A 25,638-nucleotide genomic window follows, 5' to 3' on the forward strand; every position below is an offset into this window, starting at 1 on the left:
TCGGGTGCGCTCACGACGAGACCCCGAGGTTCTCACGGACTGCGTCGGCGATGTCGTCGACGCTACGAAAGGGTTGAGGTAGCACCTTGGCGACAGTGCCATCCGCAGATATCAAAACGGATACGGGCAGCACGTTCGGCGCTCCCACGGCCGCGGCGACGCGTCCGGCACCGTCCTGAACGCCGGGCAGTGTGACACCGTACTCGGCCAGACGGGTCAGCCCGTTGGACTCGTTGGCGTCGTTGTGGACGGTCAACACGGTGACGGCATCACCCGCCCGCTGCGCGTATTGCTGCATATACGGCAATTCCTCCGCGCACGGTCCGCACCAGTAGGCCCAGATGTTCAGCAGTGCGGGTCGCCCGGCCAGAGCCTGGCCGAGGTCGACGGACGAGCCGTCGCCGATGCATTCGAGGGTGATGCCCGTCAACGGACCCGTCGATGTGCCAGACGGCGTCGGACATGCGGCGAGACCGGCATCCCGACGCAGTGGCGCGAGGGCCTCGGGGGTGTCTGCCGCGCGGCGCTCGTCGGTGGCGGGTGCTCGCTGCCCGAGGCCGGGTGAGTTCGTGGGCTGCGCGGTCTGCACGTCGTCGCGGGGCCACAGCGCGTAGACCATCCCGACCACCAGGATCAGAGCGACGAGAGACCAGCGCAGAGCAGCTTTGTTCACGACAGGATTCCGGCGAGGGCGAGGAGGTGATCGGTTTCCGGGCCCTTCACCAACGCAGCCGCGGCGGCGGGATCGGTCGGACCGGTCCCGAAGGAGGGGCAGTCCTTGGCGAGGACGCACACCCCACATGCGGGGGTACGAGCGTGGCAGACGCGTCGGCCGTGAAAGATGACTCGATGCGAGAGCAGCGTCCACTCCTTGCGTTCGATGAGTGCGCCGACGGCGTGCTCGACCTTGACCGGGTCCTCCTCCTCGGTCCACTGCCAGCGTCGTACGAGCCGTCCGAAGTGGGTGTCGACGGTGATTCCCGGAACATCGAAGGCATTGCCGAGAACCACATTGGCCGTCTTGCGGCCGATCCCGGGAAGCGTGACGAGATCCTTCAACGTCGCGGGCACCTCGCCGTCGAAGTTCTCCAGCAGTTTCTGCCCGAGTCCGATCAGCGAGTTCGCCTTGTTGCGATAGAAGCCCGTGGTGCGGATGTACTCCTCGAGCTCGACACGGTCGGCCTCGGCGTAGTCGCGGGCTGTGCGGTATTTCACGAACAGTGCGGGAGTGACCATGTTGACGCGCTTGTCGGTGCACTGCGCGGACAGGATGGTCGCAACGGCGAGTTCGAGGGGCGTGGTGAAGTCCAGTTCGCAGTACACGTGCGGAAAGGCAGTGTTCAACGTCCGGTTCATCCGCCGAGCTCGGCGGACGAGCCCGAGGTGAGTCTCCTCGCGTTTGCGCACGTCGGGGCGTTTCGGGGCTGTCGAATCCACTCCACAACTGTACGGACAAGAATGCGTAACGTTCCTCGCGGCAGGAGTGGGCTGTGTTTGTATCGAGACCTTTTCGGTGTTAACTGGCCGGTATGCAAGGACTCGCCGTGGTGCTCTTTCCGGTACTACTCATGCTCTTCGCACTCGCGATGGAACGCGTCGAGTTCCGGCTCAGCAAGCTCGGCGTCCGGGAGCAGGAAGTCCAGGAGTTCCTCGATCAGGCGAGCACGTCCGAGGTCGCCACTCTGGCGAACGAGGGCTTCCCACACGCATTGGCCCGATTCAACACCCGCAAGCGCCGCCAGACCCCTCCGCGGACCGTCGACACGCGCGACGGCATGGTCGACCAACGGGCCAGCTGAGCGCACGTTTTGTCCCATTGGTCGTAATTTCGATGAATTTCGGGTGAACGGGAACACACGCCCGAGTCCTCTGGCAACCTGTGGTGGCGTCGATCACTCGGTTTCCACCGACTCGAAGTAGACTCCCCTGAGGTAATTGTTGTGTTTGATCATCGGATCGGCGTCGACGCCTGAACTGCACCGCAGTTCGGTGCATGGCACGAACTGTGTACAAACGCTTTCGGTGGTGCGGGTTGCCGCGTCACCGACATCCCAAAAGGAGCGCAAGTGGACGACGTCCTGGCACGGGCCGGCATCTTCCAAGGAGTCGAGCCCTCAGCGGTTGCGGCACTGACGAAGCAGCTGCAGCCTGTCGATTTCCCCCGGGGACACGTGGTGTTCAACGAGGGTGAGCCCGGAGACCGGCTCTACATCATCGTTTCCGGCAAGATCAAGCTCGGGCGACGCTCCCCCGACGGCCGCGAGAACCTGCTGACGATCATGGGACCGTCGGACATGTTCGGTGAGCTGTCGATCTTCGATCCCGGTCCCCGTACGTCCTCGGCCACCACGGTCACCGAGGTGCGCGCGGTCAGCATGGACCGAGCTGCACTCAAGGACTGGATCGACCAGCGCCCGGAGATCGCCGAGCAGCTGCTGCGCGTACTGGCCCGCCGGTTGCGTCGCACCAACAACAACCTGGCCGACCTCATCTTCACCGACGTTCCCGGACGTGTCGCGAAGGCGCTGCTCCAGCTGGCACAGCGATTCGGCACCCAGGAAGCGGGCTCGCTGCGCGTCACCCACGACCTGACGCAGGAAGAGATCGCTCAGCTCGTCGGTGCCTCTCGCGAAACCGTCAACAAGGCTCTGGCCGACTTCGCACACCGCGGATGGCTGCGCCTCGAAGGCAAGTCCGTACTGATCTCGGACTCCGAGCGTCTGGCACGCCGAGCTCGCTAGCTCTCCCGGAGGTAGGCCAGCTGCGTTTTGACCGACATCCGCGCAGCCGGCCACAACTTCTTGTCCACGTCCGAATAGACGTGGCGAACCACCTGCATCGGTTTCGCGTCCTCGCCGAGCTCCGCGAGCGCCGAACGAACCTGATCCAGCCGCTGCCGACGGTGGGCGCGATACGCTCGCGCCACCTCGGCGGTGTCCGGTAGCTCCGGCCCGTGACCGGGAAGCACGCTCTTCCCCGCACCGGCCGCTTCGAGCCGATCCAACGACTGCAGATAATCCGCGAGCGAGCCGTCCTTCGGGTCCAGCACCGTGGTGCCGCGGCCCAAGACGGTATCTCCCGTCAGGATCGCGTCGTCCAGCACGAAACTCACCGAATCCGCAGTGTGACCGGGCGTGTGCAGAACCTCGATCCGAAGCCCCGCCGCCTCGATGATCTCGCCGTCGACCAGGCTCACGCCGTCCCCGTGCAGGAACTTCTCCCCGACCGCGCGCACCGGAGCCGCCGTCTTTCGATGAAAACGCTTCAGCCCACCGGTGTGATCGGCGTGGCGATGGGTCACCAGGGTCAGAACCACCGTGCCCGACGCGGCGACGGCGTCGAGATGGGCCCGGTCCTTCGGCCCCGGATCGACCACGATGCACTCGTCCGACCCCGGTCCCTGCAGAATCCAGGTGTTCGTCCCGTCGAGCGTCATCTTGCCCGGGTTGTCGGCGAGCAGAACCGACGCGGTTGGCGTCACCTGCCGGAGTAGTCCGTACGCGGGATGCTGGGGGTTCGAGACGGCCATGAAAGTACTGTAGGTCGCCTGCTCCGGGAGATGTCCACGAGGACTACCGTCGACACTCATGAAGATCGGACTCGTCGGAGCGGGCCCCTGGGCTCGCAAGACTCAAGCCCCCTCGCTGCTCGCTCATCCGGGCGTCGACTTCACCGGAGTATGGGCACGCAGACCCGAAGCGGCGGCCGAGCTGGGTGCACCGGTATTCGAGTCGTTCGAGGCCCTGCTCGACGCCGTCGACACGGTGGCGTTCGCGGTACCACCGGCCGTGCAAGCCGGATACGCACTGCGCGCGGTGCAGGCAGGCAAACATGTGTTGTTGGACAAGCCGATTGCCGCAACGGTGGCCGAGGCGGAGGAACTGGCCTCGGCGGTGACGACCGCAGGCGTGCGCTCGATGGTGACGCTGACTCTCCGGTTCGCCCCGGAGACAAGGCAATTCCTCGACGCGGCCGCCGGACGACCGTGGGCGGCGGGCTCGGGAACCTGGTTCTCCGGTGCCGTCCTCGGTGGGGCGTACGCGAACTCGCGGTGGCGACACGACGACGGGGCGATCCTCGACATCGGCCCACACGTGTTCGATCTGCTCGACGCCGCACTGGGAACCATTTCACGCGTTGCCTATTCGCACCGCGAGGTGGCGTCGGACAGTTGGACCGTGGTTCTCGAACACGAGGGCGGCGCAACGAGCACCGTTCAACTCTCGCTGCGGACGCCGATCATGCCGTCCCTGATGCGCATCGAGCTGAGCGGCACCGACGGCATCGCAACTCTCACCGACCGATCGACCTCGTCGACCGACTGCTTCGCCGTCCTGCTGGACGAATTCCTCGAGTCGGTCGACAAGGGTGTCGATCACGAATGCTCGGTACACCGAGGCCTGCACCTACAGAAAGTGATCAGTGCGGCTGCGCCCCAGTGACATGTGCGGCTGCGCGTCAGCGCAGTTCGACGATGAGCTCCACTTCCACCGAAGCACCGAGGGGCAGTTCGGCGACACCCACGGCCGAGCGCGCATGCTTGCCCGCATCGCCGAAGATCTCACCGATGACGTTCGACGCCCCGTTGATCACCCCGGGCTGACCGGTGAATCCCGGTGCGGAGGCAACGAAGCCGACCGCCTTGATCACCCGGGCCACCGAATCGATGCCGACGAGCGCGTGCACGGCGGCGAGCGCGTTCAGGGCGCAGATGCGCGCCGCGGCGGTCGCGTCCTCAGCGGTGACGTCGGCACCGACCTTGCCCACGGACGTCAGGTTTCCGTCCACGATCGGCAGCTGGCCGGAGGTGTGGACGAGAGAGCCCACCTGCACCGCCGGGACGTAGGCCGCCAGCGGCGGAACGACATCGGGTAGCTCGATGCCCAGCTCGGACAGTCGTTCGCTCCACTTCGTCACGTGCGCTCAGGCCTTCGGGCGCTTGAAGTACGCGACCAACGTGTCGCCGCCGTTGGGTCCCGCCATGATCGTGACGAGCTCCCAGCCCTCGGAGCCGTAGTTGTCCAGAATCTGCTTGGTGGCGTGAATCAGAACCGGCGCGGTGAAGTACTCCCAGATGATCTTTTCGCTCATGACTGGTGAGCCTATCGTTCGGGTCCGCCGGCGCGGAGCCGGAACTACAGTCGTCGCATGGATCGGCTCGATATCAAGGACGCCATCTACCACTTCGCGCGCGACCGCGGTGATTCTCGAGACCAGTTCTCCCTGACGGCGTTCGACTCGGTCGATCGCGCTGCGCCCTCGTTCGAGGAGATCGTCGCGCACATCGAGGCCCGTGCACCTCTCGTTCCCGGACTGGGACTGCGGCTGAAAGAGGCACCGCTGAATCTGGACTACCCACGATGGGTACCCGACACGTCCCCGCTGTCCGAACGGATGTCCGACCACGATCTCGGCGGTGCGCCCTGGGCCGATTTCGAGACCTTGATGGGCGACCTGCTCCGCACTCGGCTCGACCTGCGAGAACACACCTGGCACCTGCACGTGGTGCGTGGAATCGGCAGTGCTCCGCTGATGCAGGGTGCCGTCACGGTGGTGATACTGCAGGTCGGGCACGCCCTGACCGATGGGCTCGGCGTATCGAGGATGGTTCGCGCACTGTTCGATCCGCAGTCCGCGCCAGGTGCGGCACCGTCGCCGGAGACCACGCCCGAGCGGGCGAATCCAGTTCTCGACGTTCTCGACGTTCTCGGCGCTGTGGCCAAGGCACCGGTGAATCTCGTTCGATCACGGTGGGAGGCCCGTCGAGCGATTCGCGCCTACCAGGGGACGCCGCCCGGCCCGCCGTCGGTGCCGGCCACGTCGCTGAACCGGGCCGTGGGGCCGTACCGAGTCGTCCGCGTCGTGCCGATGCAGGCGAGAGAGGTCCGCGCGGGTGCCGCGTCGGTGACGGTGTCCGCTCTCTGCGCCGTCGGCTCGTGCCTCGATCGGTATCTCGGCGACGGTCACAGGACACTGTCCGAGACCGGAGGCAGCGTCACGGCGTTCGTGCCGATGGCCCTCCCTGGTGACGTGGAGTGGCCGGCAGCGAATCGAGCGGTGGTCGGAACGGTCGATCTCCATGTCGGCGAACCCGATGTCGCGAAGCGGGCCGAGCTGATCACCCGTTCGCTCGCAGTCGAACGAGCCCGAGTGACGGCCGCGCCACTGCTTCGCATCGCGCGTGCGGACGAGCGGGTGCCCGCGCCGATCGTCCGATTCGTGCAAGGCCGTCGATTCCGAAAACATGACCGCTCTCCGTCGCGCGTCGGTGCACAGACAACCGTCGTCAGTGTCGATCGTGGCCGCGCGGACCTCGAGCTGTGTGGTGCCGTGGCGCGTTTCTCGGCCGGTTTTCCGTTCTTGGAAGACGGCCGGTGTCTCAATCACGGAATCTTCGGATTCGTCGACGTGGTGACGATCGCGATGGTCGCCTGTCCTGACGCAGTTCCGGATCTCGACGCATACACACAGGGGTTGGTCGACCACCTCCGCCGACACGCGGGGCAGAGTTAGAGAGTTCGGTCGGACGCCCGCAGACGACGTCTATATGGTCGGGGTGTGGGTATAGCGAACGAAGAGGGATGGCCGGCGAAGGCAGATGCCGCGCGGCTGCATTTCGTGTCCGGTAAGGGCGGGACCGGCAAGACGACGGTTGCCGCCGCATTGGCGCTTGCGCTCGCGGCAGGCGGTCGACGGGTGTTGCTGGTCGAGGTCGAAGGCCGACAGGGCATCGCGCAGCTCTTCGATGTTCCGCAGCTTCCGCCGCAGGAGACCCGCGTCGCCTCGGCGGACGGCGGCGGCGAGGTCTATGCGCTGGCCATCGACATCGAGACCGCCTTCCTCGAATACCTCGAGATGTTCTACAACCTCGGCTTCGCAGGCCGCGCCATGCGCAAGATCGGTGCGATCGAGTTCGCGACGACCATCGCACCCGGTCTGCGCGATGTGCTGCTGACCGGCAAGGTCAAGGAATGTGTGGTGCGGACCGACAAGAAGGGCAACCGCATCTACGACGAGATCGTCGTCGACTCGCCGCCGACCGGCCGCATCGGAAACTTCCTGGACGTCACCAAGGCCATGGCCGACCTGGCCAAGGGCGGACCGGTTCGTTCGCAGAGCGAGGGCGTGGTGCGGTTGCTGCACTCGGCCGACACCGTCGTGCATCTGGTGACTCTGCTCGAGGCTCTGCCGGTCCAGGAGACGGCCGACGCGGTGCGTGAGCTCGAGGCGGCAGATCTGAGACTCGGCACGGTCATCGTCAATCGCACCGAACCGACGTACCTTCCTGCCGGGTCCCTCGAGGCCATCGCCGAGGGCGAGATCGATGCCGTCGCCATTCAGGACGGTCTCGCCAAGACCGGAATCACGCTGTCCGAGGCGGACTTCGCGGGGCTGCTCACCGAATCGATCGAGCACGCGGCGACGCTCTCGGCTCAGGTGGAGAGCGCAACCACGCTCGACGAACTCGACGTCGCGCGTATGTCGTTGCCGATGTTGGCGGACGGTGTCGATCTCGGCGGCTTGTACGAGCTCGCCGCCAAGCTGGCAGAACAGGGTGTCCGATGACTCGACCAGTAGCAACCGAACTCGATGTCGACCGCATTCTCACCGATCCCACCTCGCGGATCGTCGTCGTCTGCGGGGCCGGCGGCGTCGGTAAGACGACCACCGCGGCTGCGATGGCACTGCGCGCTGCCGAGCAGGGCAGGCGCGTGGTGGTGCTGACGATCGATCCGGCCCGACGACTGGCTCAGGCTCTCGGTCTCGGCGATCTCGACAACAGCCCGCAGCCGGTGAAGTTGGGTGCCGGTGCCAAGGGCGAACTGCACGCGATGATGCTGAACATGCGACGCACGTTCGACGAGATGGTCATCGAGCACTCGACGCCGGAGAAGGCCGAGCAGGTGTTGGCCAATCCGTTCTATCAGACTGTGGCGTCGTCGTTTTCGGGCACGCAGGAGTACATGGCGATGGAGAAGTTGGGGCAGTTGTCCTTGGACTCGTCGTGGGATCTGATCGTGGTGGACACTCCGCCGTCGCGCAATGCACTGGACTTCCTCGATGCGCCGCAGCGACTCGGCTCGTTCCTCGACGGCCGGTTCATCCGGCTGCTCACCGCTCCCGGTCGCGGCATCACTCGCGTGGTCACCAGCGCAATGAGTCTGGCCATGCGCGGCGTCTCCACGGTCATCGGCAGCCAAATGCTCTCCGACGCTTCAGCTTTCGTTCAGTCACTGGATTCGATGTTCGGCGGCTTCCGCGAGCGGGCGACGCGTACCTACCAGTTGCTGCGCGAGGACGGCACCAGCTTCCTGGTAGTCGCTGCCGCGGAACCCGACGCACTGCGCGAGGCGGCGTTCTTCGTGGAGAGATTGTCCGCGGAGAAGATGCCGCTGGCCGGTTTGGTGGTGAACCGAACGCACCCGACGTTGTCGACGGTGCAGGCGGATCACGCCGCGACGGCAGCCGATCTGCTCGATCGAATCGATGACCCCGGCGCGGATCTGACCGCCGCCGTCCTCCGGATCCACGCCCAGCGTGCCGTCACGGCAGCGCGTGAGGTGCGGTTGCTCAAGCGCTTCACCGGTGCGCACCCCCGCGTGCCCATCGTCGGTGTTCCGTCTCTGCCGTTCGAGGTCTCAGACCTCGCCGCGCTGCGGGCAGTGGCCGATCAGCTGACCCGCAAAGCCTGAATCGGCCGTGCCCGGCAGGCGGCTAGATAGCTGCTTGCTGCTGGCGCTGGGTCTCGAAGAACTCGGACCAGGAGTCGACCTCGGGGTGCTGCTTGAGCAGTGCCCTGCGCTGGCGTTCCGTCATGCCGCCCCAGACACCGAACTCGACACGGTTGTCGAGCGCATCCGCACCGCACTGCATCAGCACCGGGCAGTGCCTGCAGATGGTTGCAGCCTTGCGCTGTGCTGCACCCCGGACGAAGAGCTGGTCCGGGTCAGTGCCCTTGCAACGGGCGTGCGACACCCAGGCGATGCGTGCTTCTGCTTCTTCTACATCGAGTCGCGTCGGCGCGGTTGTCGTGTGCATGCGGATACCCCTTTGCGTTGCGGACGTCCTCGCTGGACGTCCCGGAGGCTCGAAGCGGTTTGTACCTCTGTGTCGAAGCACAAATTCTAGGAGCTGCCCCACATTCATTATCAAGTGTTATGCGAATCACACCGTGCTCATAATTTAGGTAAAGCGAGCCCCGAATGCAAGACGGCGGGGTCACATTTCTGGTACGGCCGTCCCGAGCAGGGGCGCAGCACACAGTGCGTGCAGGCCTCTGCCGGTCCGAGCGGCGCCCACGTACGCTGTGCTCTGTGTCAGTTGGAAAAACCGTGGCGAAGCTCGCCGGATGTTCAGCACTCGCCGGTGCATTGCTCGCCGGCGTGATGTTCCCCTTGGCCGGTGGGTTCGGGTACGCCTCCAACCGCGCCGCCGATACCGTCGACAACGTCTCGGCCGAGTTGGTCGAAGGCGCGGTGCCTGCCGTCTCGACGATGACGGACGTCAACGGCAACCCCATCGCCTGGCTGTACGAGCAGCGTCGATTCGAAGTGCCGAGCGACCAGATCTCCAACGAGATGAAGCTCGCCATCGTCTCGATCGAGGACCGCCGCTTCGCCGAGCACCAGGGTGTGGACTGGCAGGGCACGCTCCGAGCGTTCCTGACCAACACCACGAGCGGGCAGGTGGAGCAGGGCGCATCCACCATCGATCAGCAGTACGTGAAGAACTATCAGCTGCTCGTGGTGGCCAAGACCGACGCCGAGCGCCGCGCGGCCATCGAGACGACGCCCGCTCGCAAGATCCGCGAGATCCGGATGGCGTTGACGCTCGACAAGGAACTGACCAAGGACGAGATCCTCACCCGGTACCTCAACCTGGTGCCGTTCGGTAACGCGTCCTTCGGCATCCAGGACGCGGCCCAGACCTACTTCGGCATCGACGCCAGCCAGCTCAGCGCCGTCCAGGCCGCAATGCTCGCGGGCATGGTGCAGTCCAGCTCGGCGCTCAACCCGTACACCAACGAGGAGGGCGTGCTCGAGCGCCGGAACACCGTGCTCGACACGATGATCCAGAACCTCCCCGAACGCGCGTCGGAGCTCGAGGCACTCAAGTCCGAGCCACTCGGTGTGCTGCCCGTGCCCCAGACCCTGCCCCGCGGCTGCATCGCGGCAGGTGACCGCGGATTCTTCTGCGACTACGCACTGCAGTACCTCGCCGACGCCGGCATCAGCCAGGAGCAGATCGACAAGGGCGGGTACCTCATCCGTACGACGCTCGACCCCGCGGTGCAGAACTCCACCAAGGCGGCGTTGGTCGAGAACACCAGCCCGACCCTCGACGGCGTCGCCACTGTCATGAACGTCGTCGCACCCGGGCAGGACCAGCACCGAGTTCTCGCGATGGGCAGCAGCCGCACCTACGGCCTCAACGCCGACGACGACGAGACCGTGCAACCGCAACCGCACTCCCTCGTGGGCAACGGAGCGGGATCGATCTTCAAGATCTTCACCACGGCCGCGGCCATGGAGCGCGGACTGGGTACCAGCGCGACGCTGCAGGTTCCTCGTCGCGTCGAGGTCAAGGGCGTCGGCGACGGCGGAGCCAGGAACTGCCCGGCAGCGACCTACTGCGTCGAGAACGCGGGCAACTACCCACCTGCGCTGTCCATCACCGACGCGCTGGCGCAGTCTCCCAACACCGCGTTCGTCAAGCTGATCGAATCGGTCGGCGTCACGCCGACCGTCGACATGGCCGTGCGCCTCGGTCTGCGCTCCTACAACGACCCGGGTTCGTCGGGGACCGAACAGTCCATGGCCGACTTCCAGAAGGACCAGAACCTCGGCTCGTTCACGCTCGGGCCCACCTGGGTCAACCCACTGGAACTGTCCAACGTGGCTGCCACGCTCGCCTCCGGTGGCAAATGGTGCCCGCCCACCCCGATCGACTCGATCTTCGACCGCGACGGCAAGCCCGTTCCGGTCGCGCACCAGGCCTGCGAGCAGGTCGTCGAGCCCGGATTGGCGAACACCCTTGCGAACGCGATGAGCAAGGACGACCAGGCAGGCGGCACGTCCGCGTCCGCCGCCGGTTCCGCCGGCTGGACCCTGCCGATGTCCGGCAAGACCGGAACCACCGAGTCGAACCGATCCTCGGGCTTCCTCGGGTTCACCAACAACTACGCCGCCGCCGTCTACACCTACGGCGACTCCCCGACGCCGAGCGAGATCTGCTCGTTCCCGCTGCGGCCCTGCAGCTCGGGCAACCTGTACGGCGGTAACGAGCCGGCGCGGACGTGGTTCGACGCCATGACTCCGATCGCCAACAACTTCGGCCCTGTCGCGTTGCCACCGGTCGACCAGAAGTACGTCCGCGGCTCGGCCAACGGCCAGGTTCCCGACGTCACCGGCCAGAGCCAGTCGTCGGCAACCTCGACCCTGCAGGGTGCGGGCTTCCAGGTGACGGTGGCCACCACGGCCGACCAGGCTGCGCGCGGCACCGTGGTGTCGACGTCGCCGTCGGGCTCGGCGGTCCCCGGATCGAACATCACGATCTACGTCAGTGACGGTTCGGTTCGACCCGCTCCGGCTCCGGCACCCGCGCTGCCGAACATCCAGATCCCGGACCTACCGCCGGGCATCCAGATTCCGGCGATCCCCGGGTTGACGGCACCTCGCTAGTGCCTGCGGCAGTGGTGCGGTTGAGTGCCCTGGAGGGGACATGACCGCACCACTGCGCGGAGCGCACTACAGGCGGTCCTTGACTGCCTTCGACAGTCGCGATCCGTCGGCCTTGCCCGCTGCGAGTCCCGACGCGATCTTCATGACCTGACCCATCTGCTTCATCGCCGGTCGCTCTCCGAGGTCCTCGGCGACCTGCGCGATCGCGGTGTCGACGATGGTGGCCAGTTCCTCGTCGGTGAGCGGAGTGGGCAGGTACTCGTTGATGATCTGCGCTTCGGCATGCTCGTTCGCCGCAAGTTCGCCGCGGCCGTTCTGGGTGTAGATCTCGGCCGATTCGCCGCGCTTCTTCGCTTCCTTGGCAAGCACTTTGAGAACGTCGTCGTCGGTCAGATCATGGGCCTCCTTGCCGGAGACCTCCTCGGTCTGGATAGCGGCGAGAATCATGCGCAGCGTTGCCAGGCGGAGTTTGTCCTTCGCCTTCATCGCTGCGGTGAGGTCGGTACGGAGGCGAGCCTTGAGTTCGGACATGGCGGAAACGCTACGCGGCGCAGTCGTCGGCTCGCACGTCCATATCCGGTTGCTGCCGTATCGTGGATGAGGTGTCCGCACAATTCAGTCCCTCGTTTCTCAGCACCTCGACGCAGCTGCGCAGTGCCTCCACACAACTTCGCAGTGCCGCAGAACAGGCTCGCGATGCAGTCCGAGCAGCTCCGCTGAAGAGTTCCGTGATCGGGACTGCAGGCGCGGCGGCGTTGGGGCTCGGATACGCCACCCTCATCGAGCGCAATGCCTTCACTCTGCGCGAGACGTCCATGGCCGTGTTAGAGCCGGGTTCGGCGACCCTGCGCGTGCTGCACATCAGCGACCTGCACATGATGCCCGGCCAGCGGATGAAACAGAACTGGCTGCGTGAACTGGACCGCCTCGACCCCGATCTGGTCGTCAACACCGGGGACAATCTCTCGCATCAGCGCGCCGTTCCCAGCGTCGTGCAGGCGCTGGGACCACTGCTGGCCCGCCCTGGCCTGTTCGTGTTCGGTAGCAACGACTACTTCGCGCCCAAGCCGAAGAACCCGTTCAAGTACTTCGACAAGAACCACAAGCGCACGACGGGCGAGTCGCTGCCGTGGCGCGATCTGCGGGCCGCGTTCTCCGAGCGCGGCTGGCTCGACGTGACGCACGTGCGTCGCGAACTCGAGGTGGCCGGGGTGCGGATCGCGTCGGCAGGCGTCGACGATCCCCACCTGAAGCGCGATCGGTACGACACCATCGCCGGCCAGCCGAATCCGTTGGCCGACCTGCGCCTGGGCATCACGCATTCGCCGGAGCCGCGCGTCTTGGACAAGTTCGCCCAGGACGGTTACGACCTCGTGCTCGCCGGTCACACGCACGGTGGGCAGCTGTGCCTGCCGTTCTACGGTGCCCTGGTGACGAACTGCGAGATCGACCGTTCACGGGTAAAGGGTCCGTCCAAGTGGGGCGCACACACCCAGCTGCACGTCTCCGCGGGCGTCGGAACGTCGCCGTACGCGCCTGCACGGTTCTGCTGCCGGCCCGAGGCAACTCTGATCACGCTGACTCCGGCCCCGAGAATGGGTCCGAAAAACGTCTCCGACGAGGGCGTTTCGCGTTCCGAGGCAGTCGTGAGTTAGACTTCTCCAGCGGTACACGGGGTGTGGCGCAGCTTGGTAGCGCGCTTCGTTCGGGACGAAGAGGTCGTGGGTTCGAATCCCGCCACCCCGACAGTTGGACCACGAAGAGGGACCCATTCGATTCGATCGAGTGGGTCCCTTTTTTTGCGCGGTGGACGGCTACTGTGAGTCGACTCTGTCGACCCCCAGCGAACGGATCTCACGACCCATGCCGACACCGACCCGCGTCCACGTCACCCACCGGTTCGTCTCTCCCCCCGAGGTCGTGTTCGCGGCACTGTCCGAGCACGAGAACCTCGGCCCGCTGTTCTTGGCGAAGATCGGCCGTGTGCGCGACGGCGATACATCGCGCAACGGCGTCGGCTCCACCCGCAGCCTCAAGCTCGGGCCGCTGCCCGCGTTCGAGGAAACCACGATCACGTCCGAGCCCAACTCGCTGATCGAGTACCGCATCACCAAGGGCGGCCCGCTACGCGGCCACTGGGGCGTGCAGAAGTTCACCCCCACCACCGACGGCGGCACCGAACTCGACTACACGATCGGATTCGACGCGCCCGTCCCCGGACTCGCAGCGATCGTCGGCAAGGCACTGACGTCGAGCATCTCGAAGAATCTGTCGTCTCTCGCACCGTAGGACCACCGCACGACGACGAGACCCCGATCGATGTCATCGATCGGGGTCTCTTAGCAGTCGGGGGTCAGCTGGACGCAGCGCGCAGTTTCTCCAACAGCGGGCCTGCAGCCTCGGCGAGGAACCGCTCTTGGGTTTCGTCGCCCACCTGTACGAGGGCGATGTCGGTGTAACCGGCCTCCCAGTACGGCTTCACGGCCTCGACGATCGCGTCCAGGTCCGGTCCGCACGGGATCGTGTCGGCCACATCCTCTTTCCGCACGAACTTGGTCGCTCCGGCGAAGCCGGCCGTCGTCGGCAGATCGGCGTTGACTGCCCAGCCGCCGGCGAACCAACGGAAGCGATCGTGCGCGCGATCGATGGCCGCGTCCTTGTCCGGGTCCCAGGAAATGGGGATCTGGCCGATGGACCGCGCCGGGCCCTCGTGGTTGTCCGACCATGCCTTGACGAGATCGGCGTCCGGCTCGGTGGCGATGAGGTGATCGCCGTACTCCGCGAACCGAGCGACGGCCTTCTCGCCGCCGGCGGCGATACCGATCGGCACACCGCCCTCGGGCAGATCCCAGATCCGCGCGGAGTCGACGCGAAAGTGCTTGCCCTCGTATGTGACCAAGCCACCGGCGTGCAGTGCCCTGATGATCTCGAGCGCCTCGACGAACATGTCCTGCCGCTTGTCGATGGACGGCCAGCCTTCGCCCACGACGTGCTCGTTGAGGTTCTCCCCGCTGCCGAGGCCGAGGGTGAAGCGTCCGTCGGCCAGAATCTGCAGCGTGGCGGCCTTCTGCGCGACGACGGCCGGGTGGTACCGGATGATCGGGCACGTCACGTACGTCATCAACTCGACGCGTTCGGTGGCCTGAGCCACCGCACCCAGCGTCGTCCATGCGTAGGGCGAGTGACCCATCGACGAGAGCCACGGCGAGTAGTGGTCACTGCTGACCTCGAAGTCGAAGCCGACCTTCTCGGCTCCGACGGCGTACTTCACCAGCTCCTTCGGGCCGCTCTGCTCGGTCATCAACGTGTATCCGAAATTGGTCATGCTGTTCTCCTAAATGGTTGCGACGGAACCGGCGTCGACTCGGTAGTTGGATCCGTTGACGAAGGACGCGCGATCCGAACACAGGAACGTGATCACCGAGGCCACTTCCTCGGGTTCGCCTCGGCGGCCGAGCTCCATGTACGGACGCTCCTCGTCGAGGAAGCTCTCGACGGCACCGTCGCGGTCGGTGCCCTTCTCCTCGGCGCGCTTGTCCATCATCGCGTCGGTCATCGGGGTATGGATGAACGCGGGAGAGACCGCATTGACCAGCAATCCCTCCGACGCATAACTGCGCGAAAGCCCCTTGGCGAGAGCCAGAACGCCCGCTTTGGCCGAGCAGTACGGCAATTCGTCGTCGTACGGCTGCACGGCGTCCTCGGAGGTCAGCAACACGATGCGCCCCCAGCCGCCTCGTCGGAGTGCAGGAAGAAATGCCCGCAGCAGCCGAACCGGTCCCATCAGGTCGATGTCGAGGGTGGAACGCCACCCTTCCTCGTCGATCTCGTGGAACAGGCCCTGGGCACCCGTCACCCCCGAGGACTGGACGAGAATGTCGATGTCGCCCACGGCCTGCTGCGTGCGTGCGGCCAGATTCTCGACGGCCTCGGTGTCGGTCACGTCCGCAGCGAATGCGAACAATTGCCCCTCCGGTGCTGCGAGTTGCGCCGCAGCCTCGTCGAGGGAGCTCTGATCCTTGTCGCTGATGACGACCCGAACGCCCTCGGCCAACAGCATTTTCGCGGTGTGCCAGCCGATGCCGGAGTCTGCCCCGGTCACCAGCGCGGTTCTACCGTCGATTCCCAGATCCATACGATCCCACTTTGCGCTAGAGGTTGATGTCAGGCTGTGGCGTCGTGCGAGCGCGCGATGGTCAGCGCCGCATTCACCAGGGCCAGGTGGCTCAAGCCCTGCGGGAAGTTACCCAGAAACGATCCATCCGAAGCATCGATCATTTCGCTGTACAGCCCGACGTCGTTGGACAGCTCCACCAACTGGTCCATCAGGGCGGTGGCTTCGTCGTCTCGGCCTACGCAGGACAGCGCCGACACCCGCCAGAACGCGCAGGCGACGAAGGTCACCTCTTCCTTCGATACCCCGCTGTAGCGGTACATCAGCGGTCCGGCACCGAGTTCTTCGCCGAGCGCATCGATCGTGGACGAAAGACGTTCTCCACGATCGAAATCCATCTCGGCGGCCAACAGCACGGATGCGTCGAGCCCGTCGGCACCCGGGTACGCGAGGTAGGCCTGCCGCTCGTCCGACCAACACTCGGTTTCGATGTAGTGCCGGATGCGTTCCTTCTCGGCCTTCCATCGATCCGCTATGCCCGGGATCTCCCCCGCCTCGGCGAGGTGCACCGCGCAGTCGAGCGCCTGCCAACAGCCCAATTTGGAGCTGGTGTAATGCTGTTCGTCCTCGAGCTCCCAGATGCCGGCGTCCTTGCGCTGCCACGAATCACAGGCCTCGTCTGCGATGGTGGCCAACAGTCGACCGGTCTGCGCGTCCAGGATGTTTCCGGCGTCGACGTACTGCCGGATGATCGAGAACAGGTCGCCGAAGATCATCAACTGCAGTTGATCCGCCGCAGCGTTGCCGTTCACCACCGGCCCGATGCCTCGCCAGCCGGGAACGTCGGGTTGTTCCGTGCCACCGGGCAATTCACCGCCGAGGGTGTAGAAGACGTTGACCAACGGGTCGTTGGCACGGATCACCTTCAGCAACCACGCCACCGCAGCATGGATCTCCTCACGAAGGCCGAACCGTTGCAACGCACGGATGGTGTACGCGGCGTCGCGCACCCACGCGTAGCGGTAGTCCCAGTTCTTGCCACCGGTCCGGTTCTCGGGCAGCGAGGTCGTCGCGGCGGCGGCAATGGCACCGGACGGGCTGTGCAGCAACAGTTTCAGCGCCAGCGCGCTGCGAGCCACATGCTCCGCCCACGGACCCTCGTACGAGAACTCGTCGGACCAGACGCGCCAGTTGTCGATGGTCCGGTCGATACCCTCGTCGAGGTGCTGCGGATCGGGCAACGGCAGCGGCTCGTTCTCCGTCCCCACGACGCCCAGCACGTGCCGCGAGCCCGGTTGCGTGGAGACCACCCCACCGATGTCGCGGTCCGCCACGCGCACGTTCTCGATGCCCAGAGTCCGCACCGCCAAGGTCAATCCGTCGACCCGCAGAACGGTGCCGTGCTCGGTGTCGTACGCCCACGGCGACGCGATGCCGAGCATCGTGCCCGGTGCCACGGACCATGACAACTCGACGGTGCCGTCGAGCCCCTCGACGCGGCGGGCCAACTCCACCCACGGAAGACGCCCGGCGACCCCGGTGTTCAACGAGTCGGTGATCCGAACGGAGCCGGTATCGGTGCGGAACGTAGTACTCAGAACGTTTGTCCCGGGGACGAATTCACGCCGGACGGTGAACTCTGCCAACGGCATCAGTTCGATGTACCCGCCGTTCCCGGCGTCCAGCAACGCCGCGAACGGCGGCGGCGAGTCCAGGTTGGGCACCGGAAACCAGTCGATCCGGCCGTCGTCGGCGATCATCGCCACAGTCCGGCCGTCGCCGATGGCTCCGTAACTCTCGATGGGGACGTAACCGTCGACCCTGGGGCACGGCTTACGGAACTCGTTCAAGCACTTACCTTTCCAGCAAAGATCGGGCTGGTCTCGACGTGTTCCAGCAGATCCGCCGGGTCGTCGAACACCGCTGCCGCGCCTGCGTCGAGCAACTCACCACGCGAGATACCGCCACTGCGTACACCGATGGCGCGTACGCCCGCGCGACCGGCCGACTCGATATCCCAGACACTGTCGCCGACCATGACGGCGTCGTCGGCGCCGACGCCGGACCGTTCGAGGGCAACCGCGATGATGTCGGGCTCCGGCTTGGCGACCTCGGCATCCTCACCGCTCGTCACCACCGCGACGGAATCCTCGACGTCGAGCAGGTCGCGCAACGTCGACAGCTCGCTTTCGGGAGCCGAGGTGGCCAGCACCACGGTGACTCCACGAGAGTTCAACTCCGCCAACAATTCACGGGCACCCGGGAGCACTTCGAGATCCGCCGAAGCGGCCGCGTAGTACTCGCCGTGCAGCTTCTTCGCCTCGCCGGCCAGCGCGCTGTCCGACGATCCTACGAGCGTCTCTAGCAACTTGGAGCCGTCCATCCCGATGCAGCGGTGAATGCGCCAGGAAGGCACTTCGCGGCCGGCATCACGGAAGGCCCGCGACCAGGCGTCGACGTGCACGTAATTGGAATCGACGAGGGTGCCGTCGATGTCGAGCAGAACTGCGTCGACTTTCGGCTCGGTAACAGGCATGAGCATCGGATACCCGGGGGTGGTGCAGGCAAACAACAGGCCCCCCGCTGCGTGCGAGGGGCCTGTCGAAGTGAAGAAAGGTCAGCTGGCCTGGGCCTGCCACATCCAGTGCAACTGCTCGAGTCGCGCTGTGATGCCGATGAGCAGGTCCTGGGTCACCGGATCGGCTTCGCCGGTGTCGGCGATGCGTCCGCGAAGACGCTCGACGACCGCGGCGAGGTTGTCGACGACGGCCGGCACGACCTCACTGTCCTGGGTCCATCCGGCACCGAAGCCCTTGGTGCCTGCCGTCGAGGAGACGGTGGCTGCGCGGCCGTCGGGGCTGACCCCGATAGCGGTGGCGCGCTCGGCTGCCTGATCGGTGAATTCACGTGCGGCCGTGACCAACTCGTCGAGCTCGAGGTGCACCGACCGGAAGTTCTTGCCGATCACGTTCCAGTGCGCCTGCTTGGCGATGAGCGAGAGGTCGATGAGATCGACCACGGTTCCCTGAAGCGCATCGCCGGCGATCTTCTGCTGACCTGCGTCGAGGGTGCTGGTGATGGGGTTCGTCATGATGTGGCCTCCCTGCCGTTGGACGACGGTATGCATCGCACACCATTATTGTTCTTTCGTCTGTACTACACAACGGCATGTGGCCACGCGTTGTTCCGGATCGACGCCATCATCGCTGTGACGCCGATCCCAGGATCGATCGGATCAGACCTTGGCGGCCTCGTCGGAAGGATCGTCGATCGCGCCTGCACCCGTGGTCGGTGCGGTCTCGTTCTGCTGCGACCGAACACCTTCCTCGACCTTCTTGCCGAGCTCTGCATCGACGTTGGTCCAGTACTCGAACACCCGGCTCAGGACGGGCTCGCTGACGCCGTTGAGCACGTGTCCGACGATGTTCCCGACGAGACGCTCGCGCTGCGCGTCGTCCATGACCTCGCGGACCAGGGCTCCTGCTTGTACGAAGTCACCGTCCTCGGGGTGCTCGATGTAACCGGTGCGCACGAAACGGGGCTCGAAGTCCCACGCGCCGTCGTCGCCGTACTTGTTCGTGTCCGCCGACGGGCCACCGAACGAGTTCGGTGCGTAGACGGGCGTCTCCGGGGAGTTGAACGAGTACCGCATGTTGCCGTCCTTGGAGTACGAGTTGACCTCGGACTTCGGGGCGTTGACCGGCAGCTGCGCGTAGTTCGCTCCGATGCGGTACCGGTGCGCGTCGGCGTAGGAGAAGACGCGTCCGAGCAGCATCTTGTCGGGGCTGAAGCCGATGCCGGGCACGGTGTTGGACGGCTCGAACGAGCTCTGCTCGATCTGCGCGAAGAAGTTCTCCGGGTTGCGGTTCAAGGTCATCTTGCCGACCTCGATCAACGGGTAGTCCTTCTGCGACCAGACCTTGGTGAGGTCGAACGGGTTGTACTTGTAGTTCTCGGCCTCGTCGTACGGCATGAGCTGGACCTTCAGCGTCCAGCTGGGGAAGTCACCGTTCTTGATGGATCCGAAGAGGTCCTGACGGTGGTGGTCGGGAGACGTACCGGCAACCTCGTCCGCCTTGTCCTGCGTCAGGAAGTCGATGCCCTGGTCGGTCTTGAAGTGGAACTTGACCCAGGTCTTCGTGCCGTCCTCGGCGATGAGCTGGTAGGTGTGCGAACCGAATCCGTCCATGTGGCGGAACGACTTGGGGATACCGCGGTCACCCATGAGCCACGTCACCTGGTGTGCCGACTCGGGCGAGAGGGTCCAGAAGTCCCACTGCATGTTGTTGTCGCGCAGACCGGAGTCGGGCATGCGCTTCTGGCTGCGGATGAAGTCCTGGAACTTGATCGGGTCCTTGACGAAGAAGATCGGGGTGTTGTTGCCGACGAGGTCCCAGTTGCCTTCCTCGGTGTAGAACTTCAGCGAGAAGCCACGCGGGTCACGCCAGGTATCGGGGCTGCCCTGCTCGCCCGCGACGGTGGAGAAGCGCGCCAGCATCTCGGTCTTGGCACCGGGCTGCAACGCCTTCGCCTTGGTGTACTTGCTGATGTCCCCGGTGATCTCGAGTTCACCGAACGCGCCTGCGCCCTTGGCGTGCACGACGCGCTCCGGGACCCGCTCACGGTTGAACTGCGCCATCTTCTCGATGAGGTAGTGGTCGTGCAGAAGAATCGGTCCCTGCGTTCCGGCGGTCAGCGACTGATCGTCGCTGGGGACGGGGATTCCCGAGTTGCTGGTGGTCGGTTTGTTGGTGATCGGCTTGGTCATACGAAGCCTCCTGAAGGGCTGAATCGAATCCGAAGAGGGCTGTTCTTCGAAAGATCTGTGAAACCGAGCGGCCGTACGCTGGACCGCAGTGTCAGACGGAATGCCTCGTGCAGTCGCCGCACAAACCCCAGAAGACGATCTCGGCTTCGTCGACGACAAATCCATGGGTGTTCTCGGGGACGAGACACGGCGGAGCACCGACGACACAGTCGACGTCGACTACGCCGTGGCACTCTCGGCACACGAGGTGATGGTGGTTGTCCGCCGTCCTGCTCTCGTACAGCGCGGCCGAACCGGCAGGCTCGATGCGACGTAGCAGACCTGCGTCGACGCAGGCCCTGAGCACGTCGTAGACGGCTTGAGTCGACACCGAACCACCGTCCGCACGGACGGCGGCAGCGATGTCGTCTGCGTCCGAATGCGGTCGGGCTGTGACCGCATTCAGGACTGCAACTCGGGGTCCGGTGACGCGGAGACCGACCGAGCGCAACTGCGCTGCGGGGTCGACGCGTTCGGTGAGCTGCATGTACTCCAGTATGCCCCTAATCTGGACTAAGTCAAGAAAAGCGGATCTCGTCTATCCGACCAGGCGAGCTTCACCCGTCCGCATCGAACCCGACACGATCTGCAACCCGAAATACGTGCCCGACGGCATCCAGCGACTGAGCGTCGGGCCTTTCGCGTCCACCTCGACGCGGGCCACCCTGGCTCTGCCCTTCAGACTTGCGGTGGCGATGGCCGAGCCGCCGGACACCGGCTGCGCGAAACCGAGGGAGCCGAGCATCGGGAACTGCGGTCCCACGGCGCGGGACGTCGTCCGCACCGACCATTCGTCGCCACTCGCCCCGGCCTCGCCCAGCACGTCGCCCTCGAATTCGGCCAGCACCTTGGGCAGATGCCAGTTGGTCCGGCCGCCGTGCACCGACGTCGCGGAATCGACGGCGATGAACGGCACCGCCATCCGAGGAACGCGTCCGACGTCCCGGCGCAGCGCCGGGCTCGCCAGGATCTCGCGGTACGGACCGACCGGCGACGTGGTGTAGTCGACGACCATGCACATCGTGATCGGCAGCGTCTTGGCACCGCTCGGTGCGAAATCCGACGACCGGGCCCGATGCCACCAGATCGTGGCGCGTACGTTCGCCGGCCACGGCGCTGCCGGACTGACCGGCCAGTCGGTGCGCTCGGTTTCGGATTCGGTGACACTCCACATCAGGAATCCCTCCCCACAACGGTCAGGGGGAGCCGCAAGGCACCCGGGGCCGACACCGGGACAACCGGATGCACCGGCTGGGTGGGTGTGACCTCCTGATACTCCGTGCCCACCGCGGGTCGCCGATCGGGCTCACCTTTGTTGGGCCACAACGCCATTGCACGCTCGGCCTGGGCCGTGATCGTCAGGGACGGATTGACGCCGAGGTTGGCGCTGACGGCAGAACCGTCGAGCACGTGCAGTCCCTCGTAGCCGTAGACCCGCTGGTAACCGTCGATCACGCCGGTCTGCGGCGAGTCGCCGATCGCGCAGCCACCGAGGAAGTGCGCGGTCATCGGAATGTTGACGATCTCGGCGATCGATCCGCCCGGGTCACCGCCGATCTTGTCCGCGAGCAGACGAATGGCCTCGTGCCCCTGCGGAATCCACTGCGGCGGTGGATCACCTGCGCCGGGCCTGCTGGTGAGGCGGCGCCCGAACGGTCCCTTCTTCGATCCGAGCTCGAGCGAGTTGTCGTCGGTCTGCATCACCAGCGCGATGACGGTTCGCTCCGACCAACGATGCACCGACAGGCTCCGTACCGCAGCGCCGGGGTGACGCAGTGCGACACCGAGAGTCTTGAGTACGCGCGGCATCTTGCCGCCGCCGTCGCTGAGCACGGTCTGCAGCAGGCCGATGGCGTTGCTGCCCTTGCCGTATCGCACCGGCTCGATGTGCGTGTGATCGTCCGGATGGAACGACGACGTGATCGCCACGCCCTCGTGGTAGTCGACCTCACGGCCGCGGGCGGTCGCCGCGAGCACGGCCTCGGAGTTGGTGCGCACGAGCGAACCGATCCGCTCCGAGAGGCGCGGCAGCGAGCCCTTCTCCTTGGCCGCGAGCATCAGCTTCTGGGTGCCGTAGGTGCCGGCCGAGAAGATCACCTGATCCGCAGTGATCGTCTTCTCCTTGCGACGCAGCTTTCCACCGGTCCGACGCGTCACCACGTCGTAGCCACCGCCGTTCGGGCGCACGTCCACGACTGTGGTCAACGGAAGAACATGCGCGCCTGCGTGTTCGGCGAGGTACAGGTAGTTCTTGACGAGTGTGTTCTTCGCACCGACGCGGCAGCCGGTCATGCACGCTCCGCATTCGGTGCAGCCGGTGCGCTCGGGTCCGGCACCGCCGAAGAACGGGTCGGGTGCAGTCATGCCGCGATCGCCGAAGTAGACGCCCACCGGGGTCGAGGTGAACGTGTCCCCCACACCCATGTCCTCGGCCACCTCTTTCATCACCTTGTCGGAGGCGGTGATGGTCGGGTTGGTCTCGACGCCGAGCATCCGGCGGGCCTGGTCGTAGTACGGATTCAGCTCGCGCTGCCAATCGGTGATCGAACCCCACTGCGGGTCCTCGAAGAACTTGGCCGGGGGTTGGTACAGCGTGTTCGCGTAGTTCAGCGAACCTCCGCCAACGCCGGCTCCCGCCATCACCAGTACATCGGGCAGCAGGTGAATACGCTGCACCCCATAGCAACCCAGCGCCGGAGCCCACAGGTACTTGCGCAGACGCCAGCTGGTCTTCGGCAGCTCGTCGTCCTCGAATCGGCGGCCGGACTCGAGAACCGCCACCCGGTAGCCCTTCTCGACTGCCCGCAACGCGGCGACACTGCCGCCGAAACCGGAGCCGATGATCAATACGTCGTAGTCGCTCATGCGGATACCACCTCGTTGTCTGAGTCGAGAGCGTCGGAGACGAGCCGATAGTTCGACACGTCGAACTCGCGCGTCTTGTTGCGGAACCGGAATGTGTAGGTGGGCCACATCGTGGAGTTGCGACCGTTGGAGTCGAGGTACCAGCTCGAGCAGCCGCCGGCATTCCAGACGGTGCCGTCGAGCGCGGAATCGACCCACGAATTGTGCTGCCGCTGAGCGGATTCGTTGACCTCGACGGCCGCGATCCTGCGATCCTTCATTTCGTTCAGCGCGGAGACCACGTAGTTGGCCTGCGACTCGAGCATGTAGACGATGGAACTGTGCCCGAGGTTGGTGTTGGGGCCGTACATCAGGAACAGGTTCGGGAAGCCGGCGACGGTGGTCCCGAGATGCGCCTGCGGACTACCGCCCCAGTGTTCCGCCAGCGTCCGACCGTCGTTGCCGCGCAACAGATGCGACACCGGCGGCTCGGTGGGGGTGAACCCCGTCGCGAAGATGATGGTGTCCACCTCGTGGTTGCGGCCCGAGGCGTCGACGACGCCGTTCTCGGTCACGGACGTCAGCCCCGACGTCACGAGATCGACGTCCGACCGGTCGAGCGTGGGCAGCCAATCGTTCGACAGCAGAAGCCTCTTGCAGCCGGGTGCGTAGTCGGGAGTCAGGGCCGCACGTGTCACGGGATTCTTGACCTGACGCTTCAGATTCGACTTCGCGAACACCTTCACAGCGGGCAGCAGCCACGGATTGTCCGCCAACACGGTCACGTAGGCCTCGCGGTAGCCGTAGATGACACCACGAACTGCACGGTGCGCCAACGGGATTCGCTCGTAGAGCGTGCGCTCGAGCCGGCCGATGGTGCGGTCGAGGCGCGGAATGACCCATGCGGGGGTGCGCTGGAAGACGGTGAGCCGCTCGGCGCGGTCGACGATCTCGGGGACGAACTGCACCGCCGACGCCCCGGTGCCGATGACGGCAACCCGCTCACCGGTCAGGTCGTGCTCGTGATTCCAGGTGGCCGAATGGAACACGGTGCCGGTGAACGTGTCGATGCCGGGGACGTCCGGGATCTTCGGAGTGGACAGCGCCCCGGTGGCGGCGACCAACACCCTGGCGCTCGCGGACCCCTGCGACGTCTGCACCGACCACCGCTTGTTCACCTCGTCCCAGGTCGCGGACTGCAGTTCACAGTTCGTGACGATGCGATCGTTCAGATTCAGGCGATCCACCACCGAACGCAGGTAGTCGAACAGCTCCGGCTGGCGAGCGAAGGTATGACTCCACTTGGGGCTCGGTGCGAACGAGAACGAGTACAGCGAGGTCGGCACGTCGCAAGCGCACCCCGGGTAGGTGTTGTCGCGCCACGTGCCACCGACGTCGGAGGCGCGTTCGATCACCGTCACGTCGGCGCTCGGATCATCGGCGAGGATCTTCGACACCGCGGCCAGACCCGCGAAACCGGCTCCGACCACCAGTACATCGAGCTGTTCGGGCAGTGTTGCGTTGTGTGCGGGCAGCGTTGCGTTCACGAATCCATCACCTTTTCGGACCAGACGGGGAGGAGCCGCCCGCGCAGTTGCGCGTCGGCTTCGGGAGTACGGAACAGCGCCGAGACAGCCAGTCCGCGGGCGAGTTCGACACTGAGCTCGATGGACTCGGGGGACATCCGGCTACCCATGACGATCTGGGCACCGCCCTGAATGGCCTCGGCGACGCGTCGCTCCAGCGGGATCATCGCCTCGTGCAGCGCCGGGTCGGTACGGGCCGCCACCCAGAGCTCGAGCGCGGCGTGGAACAGGGGGCCGGAGAACGCGTCGGCGAGGATCTCGGGCCCTCGCTCGGGGTCCGGTTCGGCTTCGAGGATCTCCGAGAGACGCCGATCGACGAGGTGCTCGACGGCCGCGATCAGCAGGGATTCCTTGGTCGGGAAGTGGTGCAGCTGCGCGCCCCGCGAGACACCGGCGCGCCGGGCGATCTCCTGGGTGCTGGTCTTGGCGAAGCCGAGTTCGACCAGGCAATCGATCGCGGCGTCGAGCAGCTTCGCCCGAGTGCCCGCGGTGCGTTCGGCCTGCGTCCGGCGCTCGGTGGGAGCTGCATCGTCGAGCCCTGTGTCGGTAGTCACACTTTGCACAGTAGCGCGAAAACAACAAACAGTCCAGCCTGACTTTAAGTTC

The 25,638-nt window shown here is 65.6% G+C and carries 27 protein-coding genes and 1 tRNA gene; 10 read left to right on the forward strand and 18 right to left on the reverse strand.

Annotation, left to right across the window (positions count from 1 at the left end):
- Positions 1-10 precede the first annotated feature (10 nt).
- Positions 11-619, reverse strand: a complete 609-nt coding sequence (locus ABZ677_RS12875) for a TlpA disulfide reductase family protein (RefSeq protein ID WP_358370262.1) — start codon at positions 617-619, stop codon at positions 11-13.
- A 50-nt stretch (positions 620-669) separates the two neighbouring features.
- The gene (gene nth / locus ABZ677_RS12880) at positions 670-1,356 is read right to left on the reverse strand and encodes an endonuclease III (RefSeq protein WP_358370264.1); all 687 of its coding nucleotides are present in this window, start codon (positions 1,354-1,356) and stop codon (positions 670-672) included.
- A gap of 173 nt (positions 1,357-1,529) precedes the next feature.
- Here nth and ABZ677_RS12885 point away from each other — a divergent pair, with 173 nt between their 5' ends.
- Both ABZ677_RS12885 and ABZ677_RS12890 read left to right on the forward strand, forming a co-directional pair.
- The gene (locus ABZ677_RS12885; RefSeq protein WP_032395258.1) at positions 1,530-1,799 is read left to right on the forward strand and encodes a hypothetical protein; all 270 of its coding nucleotides are present in this window, start codon (positions 1,530-1,532) and stop codon (positions 1,797-1,799) included.
- 267 nt (positions 1,800-2,066) lie between these two features.
- Entirely contained in the window at positions 2,067-2,741 is a 675-nt protein-coding gene (locus ABZ677_RS12890; RefSeq protein ID WP_027494494.1) for a Crp/Fnr family transcriptional regulator, read from the forward strand.
- Here the strand turns inward: ABZ677_RS12890 and ABZ677_RS12895 are convergent.
- The gene (locus ABZ677_RS12895) at positions 2,738-3,529 is read right to left on the reverse strand and encodes an MBL fold metallo-hydrolase (protein WP_037188897.1); all 792 of its coding nucleotides are present in this window, start codon (positions 3,527-3,529) and stop codon (positions 2,738-2,740) included. The genes ABZ677_RS12890 and ABZ677_RS12895 overlap by 4 nt on opposite strands.
- Positions 3,530-3,587: 58 nt before the next feature.
- Here ABZ677_RS12895 and ABZ677_RS12900 point away from each other — a divergent pair, with 58 nt between their 5' ends.
- Positions 3,588-4,442 (forward strand): Gfo/Idh/MocA family oxidoreductase, encoded by an 855-nt coding sequence (locus tag ABZ677_RS12900; protein WP_358369844.1) that lies wholly within the window; start codon positions 3,588-3,590, stop codon positions 4,440-4,442.
- Between the two features lie 16 nt (positions 4,443-4,458).
- Here ABZ677_RS12900 and ABZ677_RS12905 read toward each other — a convergent pair whose 3' ends face one another.
- The gene (locus ABZ677_RS12905; protein WP_037187854.1) at positions 4,459-4,917 is read right to left on the reverse strand and encodes a RidA family protein; all 459 of its coding nucleotides are present in this window, start codon (positions 4,915-4,917) and stop codon (positions 4,459-4,461) included.
- 6 nt (positions 4,918-4,923) lie between these two features.
- Positions 4,924-5,091, reverse strand: coding sequence for a DUF4177 domain-containing protein (locus ABZ677_RS12910; RefSeq protein ID WP_094609297.1), 168 nt, complete (start codon positions 5,089-5,091; stop codon positions 4,924-4,926).
- 57 nt (positions 5,092-5,148) lie between these two features.
- Here ABZ677_RS12910 and ABZ677_RS12915 point away from each other — a divergent pair, with 57 nt between their 5' ends.
- From ABZ677_RS12915 to ABZ677_RS12925, 3 genes are read left to right on the forward strand one after another with little or no spacing between them, the layout of a single operon-like run.
- The gene (locus tag ABZ677_RS12915) at positions 5,149-6,513 is read left to right on the forward strand and encodes a wax ester/triacylglycerol synthase domain-containing protein (protein ID WP_358369848.1); all 1,365 of its coding nucleotides are present in this window, start codon (positions 5,149-5,151) and stop codon (positions 6,511-6,513) included.
- Positions 6,514-6,558: 45 nt separating this feature from the next.
- Positions 6,559-7,566 carry an ArsA-related P-loop ATPase gene (locus tag ABZ677_RS12920; protein ID WP_037187853.1) on the forward strand — a complete coding sequence of 336 codons (1,008 nt, stop codon included), beginning with the start codon at positions 6,559-6,561 and terminating at the stop codon, positions 7,564-7,566.
- Positions 7,563-8,693 carry an ArsA family ATPase gene (locus ABZ677_RS12925; protein WP_037187851.1) on the forward strand — a complete coding sequence of 377 codons (1,131 nt, stop codon included), beginning with the start codon at positions 7,563-7,565 and terminating at the stop codon, positions 8,691-8,693. Before ABZ677_RS12920 ends, ABZ677_RS12925 begins: the two co-directional genes overlap by 4 nt.
- 22 nt (positions 8,694-8,715) lie before the next feature.
- On the opposite strand, the gene ABZ677_RS12930 is transcribed toward ABZ677_RS12925, so the two are convergent.
- The gene (locus ABZ677_RS12930) at positions 8,716-9,039 is read right to left on the reverse strand and encodes a WhiB family transcriptional regulator (RefSeq protein WP_008712729.1); all 324 of its coding nucleotides are present in this window, start codon (positions 9,037-9,039) and stop codon (positions 8,716-8,718) included.
- 293 nt (positions 9,040-9,332) lie between these two features.
- Here ABZ677_RS12930 and ABZ677_RS12935 point away from each other — a divergent pair, with 293 nt between their 5' ends.
- Entirely contained in the window at positions 9,333-11,681 is a 2,349-nt protein-coding gene (locus tag ABZ677_RS12935) for a transglycosylase domain-containing protein (protein ID WP_037187849.1), read from the forward strand.
- A 66-nt stretch (positions 11,682-11,747) separates the two neighbouring features.
- Here the strand turns inward: ABZ677_RS12935 and ABZ677_RS12940 are convergent, their stop codons facing one another.
- Complete coding sequence (locus tag ABZ677_RS12940) at positions 11,748-12,212, reverse strand: GatB/YqeY domain-containing protein (protein WP_037187848.1); 465 nt, start codon at positions 12,210-12,212, stop codon at positions 11,748-11,750.
- A 185-nt stretch (positions 12,213-12,397) separates the two neighbouring features.
- On the opposite strand from ABZ677_RS12940, the gene ABZ677_RS12945 reads away from it, so the two are divergent.
- The 3 genes from ABZ677_RS12945 to ABZ677_RS12955 all read left to right on the forward strand — a co-directional run bounded on the left by ABZ677_RS12945 (position 12,398) and on the right by ABZ677_RS12955 (position 13,970).
- Positions 12,398-13,336 (forward strand): metallophosphoesterase, encoded by a 939-nt coding sequence (locus ABZ677_RS12945; RefSeq protein WP_358370266.1) that lies wholly within the window; start codon positions 12,398-12,400, stop codon positions 13,334-13,336.
- 17 nt (positions 13,337-13,353) lie between these two features.
- Positions 13,354-13,427: transfer RNA gene (locus ABZ677_RS12950), tRNA-Pro, on the forward strand.
- A 117-nt stretch (positions 13,428-13,544) separates the two neighbouring features.
- A complete protein-coding gene (locus ABZ677_RS12955) occupies positions 13,545-13,970 on the forward strand; it encodes an SRPBCC family protein (RefSeq protein WP_141217012.1) in 426 nt (141 codons plus the stop codon).
- Between the two features lie 64 nt (positions 13,971-14,034).
- Here the strand turns inward: ABZ677_RS12955 and ABZ677_RS12960 are convergent, their stop codons facing one another.
- From ABZ677_RS12960 to ABZ677_RS13010, 11 genes are all read right to left on the reverse strand, one after another.
- On the reverse strand, positions 14,035-15,006 hold the full coding sequence (locus ABZ677_RS12960) for an LLM class F420-dependent oxidoreductase (RefSeq protein WP_027494506.1): 972 nt from the start codon (positions 15,004-15,006) through the stop codon (positions 14,035-14,037).
- Positions 15,007-15,015: 9 nt separating this feature from the next.
- The gene (locus ABZ677_RS12965; protein WP_358369855.1) at positions 15,016-15,816 is read right to left on the reverse strand and encodes an SDR family oxidoreductase; all 801 of its coding nucleotides are present in this window, start codon (positions 15,814-15,816) and stop codon (positions 15,016-15,018) included.
- Between the two features lie 29 nt (positions 15,817-15,845).
- The gene (locus tag ABZ677_RS12970) at positions 15,846-17,645 is read right to left on the reverse strand and encodes a glycoside hydrolase family 15 protein (protein ID WP_358369858.1); all 1,800 of its coding nucleotides are present in this window, start codon (positions 17,643-17,645) and stop codon (positions 15,846-15,848) included.
- On the reverse strand, positions 17,642-18,331 hold the full coding sequence (locus tag ABZ677_RS12975) for an HAD family hydrolase (protein ID WP_358369861.1): 690 nt from the start codon (positions 18,329-18,331) through the stop codon (positions 17,642-17,644). Before ABZ677_RS12975 ends, ABZ677_RS12970 begins: the two co-directional genes overlap by 4 nt.
- Before the next feature lie 81 nt (positions 18,332-18,412).
- Positions 18,413-18,886 (reverse strand): DNA starvation/stationary phase protection protein, encoded by a 474-nt coding sequence (locus ABZ677_RS12980; RefSeq protein WP_037188889.1) that lies wholly within the window; start codon positions 18,884-18,886, stop codon positions 18,413-18,415.
- 144 nt (positions 18,887-19,030) lie between these two features.
- Positions 19,031-20,563, reverse strand: coding sequence for a catalase (locus ABZ677_RS12985; protein ID WP_358369864.1), 1,533 nt, complete (start codon positions 20,561-20,563; stop codon positions 19,031-19,033).
- A 91-nt stretch (positions 20,564-20,654) separates the two neighbouring features.
- Positions 20,655-21,089 (reverse strand): Fur family transcriptional regulator, encoded by a 435-nt coding sequence (locus tag ABZ677_RS12990; RefSeq protein ID WP_094740852.1) that lies wholly within the window; start codon positions 21,087-21,089, stop codon positions 20,655-20,657.
- A 51-nt stretch (positions 21,090-21,140) separates the two neighbouring features.
- The gene (locus ABZ677_RS12995; RefSeq protein WP_094632300.1) at positions 21,141-21,776 is read right to left on the reverse strand and encodes an acetoacetate decarboxylase family protein; all 636 of its coding nucleotides are present in this window, start codon (positions 21,774-21,776) and stop codon (positions 21,141-21,143) included.
- Positions 21,776-23,467: a GMC family oxidoreductase gene (locus tag ABZ677_RS13000; protein ID WP_358369868.1), complete on the reverse strand. Its 1,692-nt coding sequence runs from the start codon at positions 23,465-23,467 to the stop codon at positions 21,776-21,778. Before ABZ677_RS13000 ends, ABZ677_RS12995 begins: the two co-directional genes overlap by 1 nt.
- Entirely contained in the window at positions 23,464-24,993 is a 1,530-nt protein-coding gene (locus ABZ677_RS13005; RefSeq protein ID WP_358369871.1) for an NAD(P)/FAD-dependent oxidoreductase, read from the reverse strand. The genes ABZ677_RS13000 and ABZ677_RS13005 overlap by 4 nt, the downstream gene beginning before the upstream one ends.
- Complete coding sequence (locus tag ABZ677_RS13010) at positions 24,990-25,586, reverse strand: TetR/AcrR family transcriptional regulator (RefSeq protein WP_037187841.1); 597 nt, start codon at positions 25,584-25,586, stop codon at positions 24,990-24,992. Before ABZ677_RS13010 ends, ABZ677_RS13005 begins: the two co-directional genes overlap by 4 nt.
- Positions 25,587-25,638: the final 52 nt, after the last annotated feature.

Origin of the sequence: Rhodococcus sp. NPDC006774, from assembly GCF_040636045.1 — a bacterium.
Classification (GTDB): domain Bacteria; phylum Actinomycetota; class Actinomycetes; order Mycobacteriales; family Mycobacteriaceae; genus Rhodococcoides.

What these genes read in the sequence shown, in the direction of transcription:
- ABZ677_RS12875 (WP_358370262.1), bottom strand. Translation starts at nt 619, where the DNA reads ATGGTCTACGCGCTGTGGCCCCGCGACGACGTGCAGACCGCGCAGCCC.
- nth (WP_358370264.1), bottom strand. Translation starts at nt 1,356, where the DNA reads ATGAACCGGACGTTGAACACTGCCTTTCCGCACGTGTACTGCGAACTG.
- ABZ677_RS12885 (WP_032395258.1), top strand. Translation starts at nt 1,530, where the DNA reads ATGCAAGGACTCGCCGTGGTGCTCTTTCCGGTACTACTCATGCTCTTC.
- ABZ677_RS12895 (WP_037188897.1), bottom strand. Translation starts at nt 3,529, where the DNA reads ATGGCCGTCTCGAACCCCCAGCATCCCGCGTACGGACTACTCCGGCAG.
- ABZ677_RS12900 (WP_358369844.1), top strand. Translation starts at nt 3,588, where the DNA reads ATGAAGATCGGACTCGTCGGAGCGGGCCCCTGGGCTCGCAAGACTCAA.
- ABZ677_RS12910 (WP_094609297.1), bottom strand. Translation starts at nt 5,091, where the DNA reads ATGAGCGAAAAGATCATCTGGGAGTACTTCACCGCGCCGGTTCTGATT.
- ABZ677_RS12915 (WP_358369848.1), top strand. Translation starts at nt 5,149, where the DNA reads ATGGATCGGCTCGATATCAAGGACGCCATCTACCACTTCGCGCGCGAC.
- ABZ677_RS12925 (WP_037187851.1), top strand. Translation starts at nt 7,563, where the DNA reads ATGACTCGACCAGTAGCAACCGAACTCGATGTCGACCGCATTCTCACC.
- ABZ677_RS12930 (WP_008712729.1), bottom strand. Translation starts at nt 9,039, where the DNA reads ATGCACACGACAACCGCGCCGACGCGACTCGATGTAGAAGAAGCAGAA.
- ABZ677_RS12940 (WP_037187848.1), bottom strand. Translation starts at nt 12,212, where the DNA reads ATGTCCGAACTCAAGGCTCGCCTCCGTACCGACCTCACCGCAGCGATG.
- ABZ677_RS12955 (WP_141217012.1), top strand. Translation starts at nt 13,545, where the DNA reads ATGCCGACACCGACCCGCGTCCACGTCACCCACCGGTTCGTCTCTCCC.
- ABZ677_RS12960 (WP_027494506.1), bottom strand. Translation starts at nt 15,006, where the DNA reads ATGACCAATTTCGGATACACGTTGATGACCGAGCAGAGCGGCCCGAAG.
- ABZ677_RS12965 (WP_358369855.1), bottom strand. Translation starts at nt 15,816, where the DNA reads ATGGATCTGGGAATCGACGGTAGAACCGCGCTGGTGACCGGGGCAGAC.
- ABZ677_RS12975 (WP_358369861.1), bottom strand. Translation starts at nt 18,331, where the DNA reads ATGCCTGTTACCGAGCCGAAAGTCGACGCAGTTCTGCTCGACATCGAC.
- ABZ677_RS12980 (WP_037188889.1), bottom strand. Translation starts at nt 18,886, where the DNA reads ATGACGAACCCCATCACCAGCACCCTCGACGCAGGTCAGCAGAAGATC.
- ABZ677_RS12985 (WP_358369864.1), bottom strand. Translation starts at nt 20,563, where the DNA reads ATGACCAAGCCGATCACCAACAAACCGACCACCAGCAACTCGGGAATC.
- ABZ677_RS12990 (WP_094740852.1), bottom strand. Translation starts at nt 21,089, where the DNA reads ATGCAGCTCACCGAACGCGTCGACCCCGCAGCGCAGTTGCGCTCGGTC.
- ABZ677_RS12995 (WP_094632300.1), bottom strand. Translation starts at nt 21,776, where the DNA reads ATGTGGAGTGTCACCGAATCCGAAACCGAGCGCACCGACTGGCCGGTC.
- ABZ677_RS13000 (WP_358369868.1), bottom strand. Translation starts at nt 23,467, where the DNA reads ATGAGCGACTACGACGTATTGATCATCGGCTCCGGTTTCGGCGGCAGT.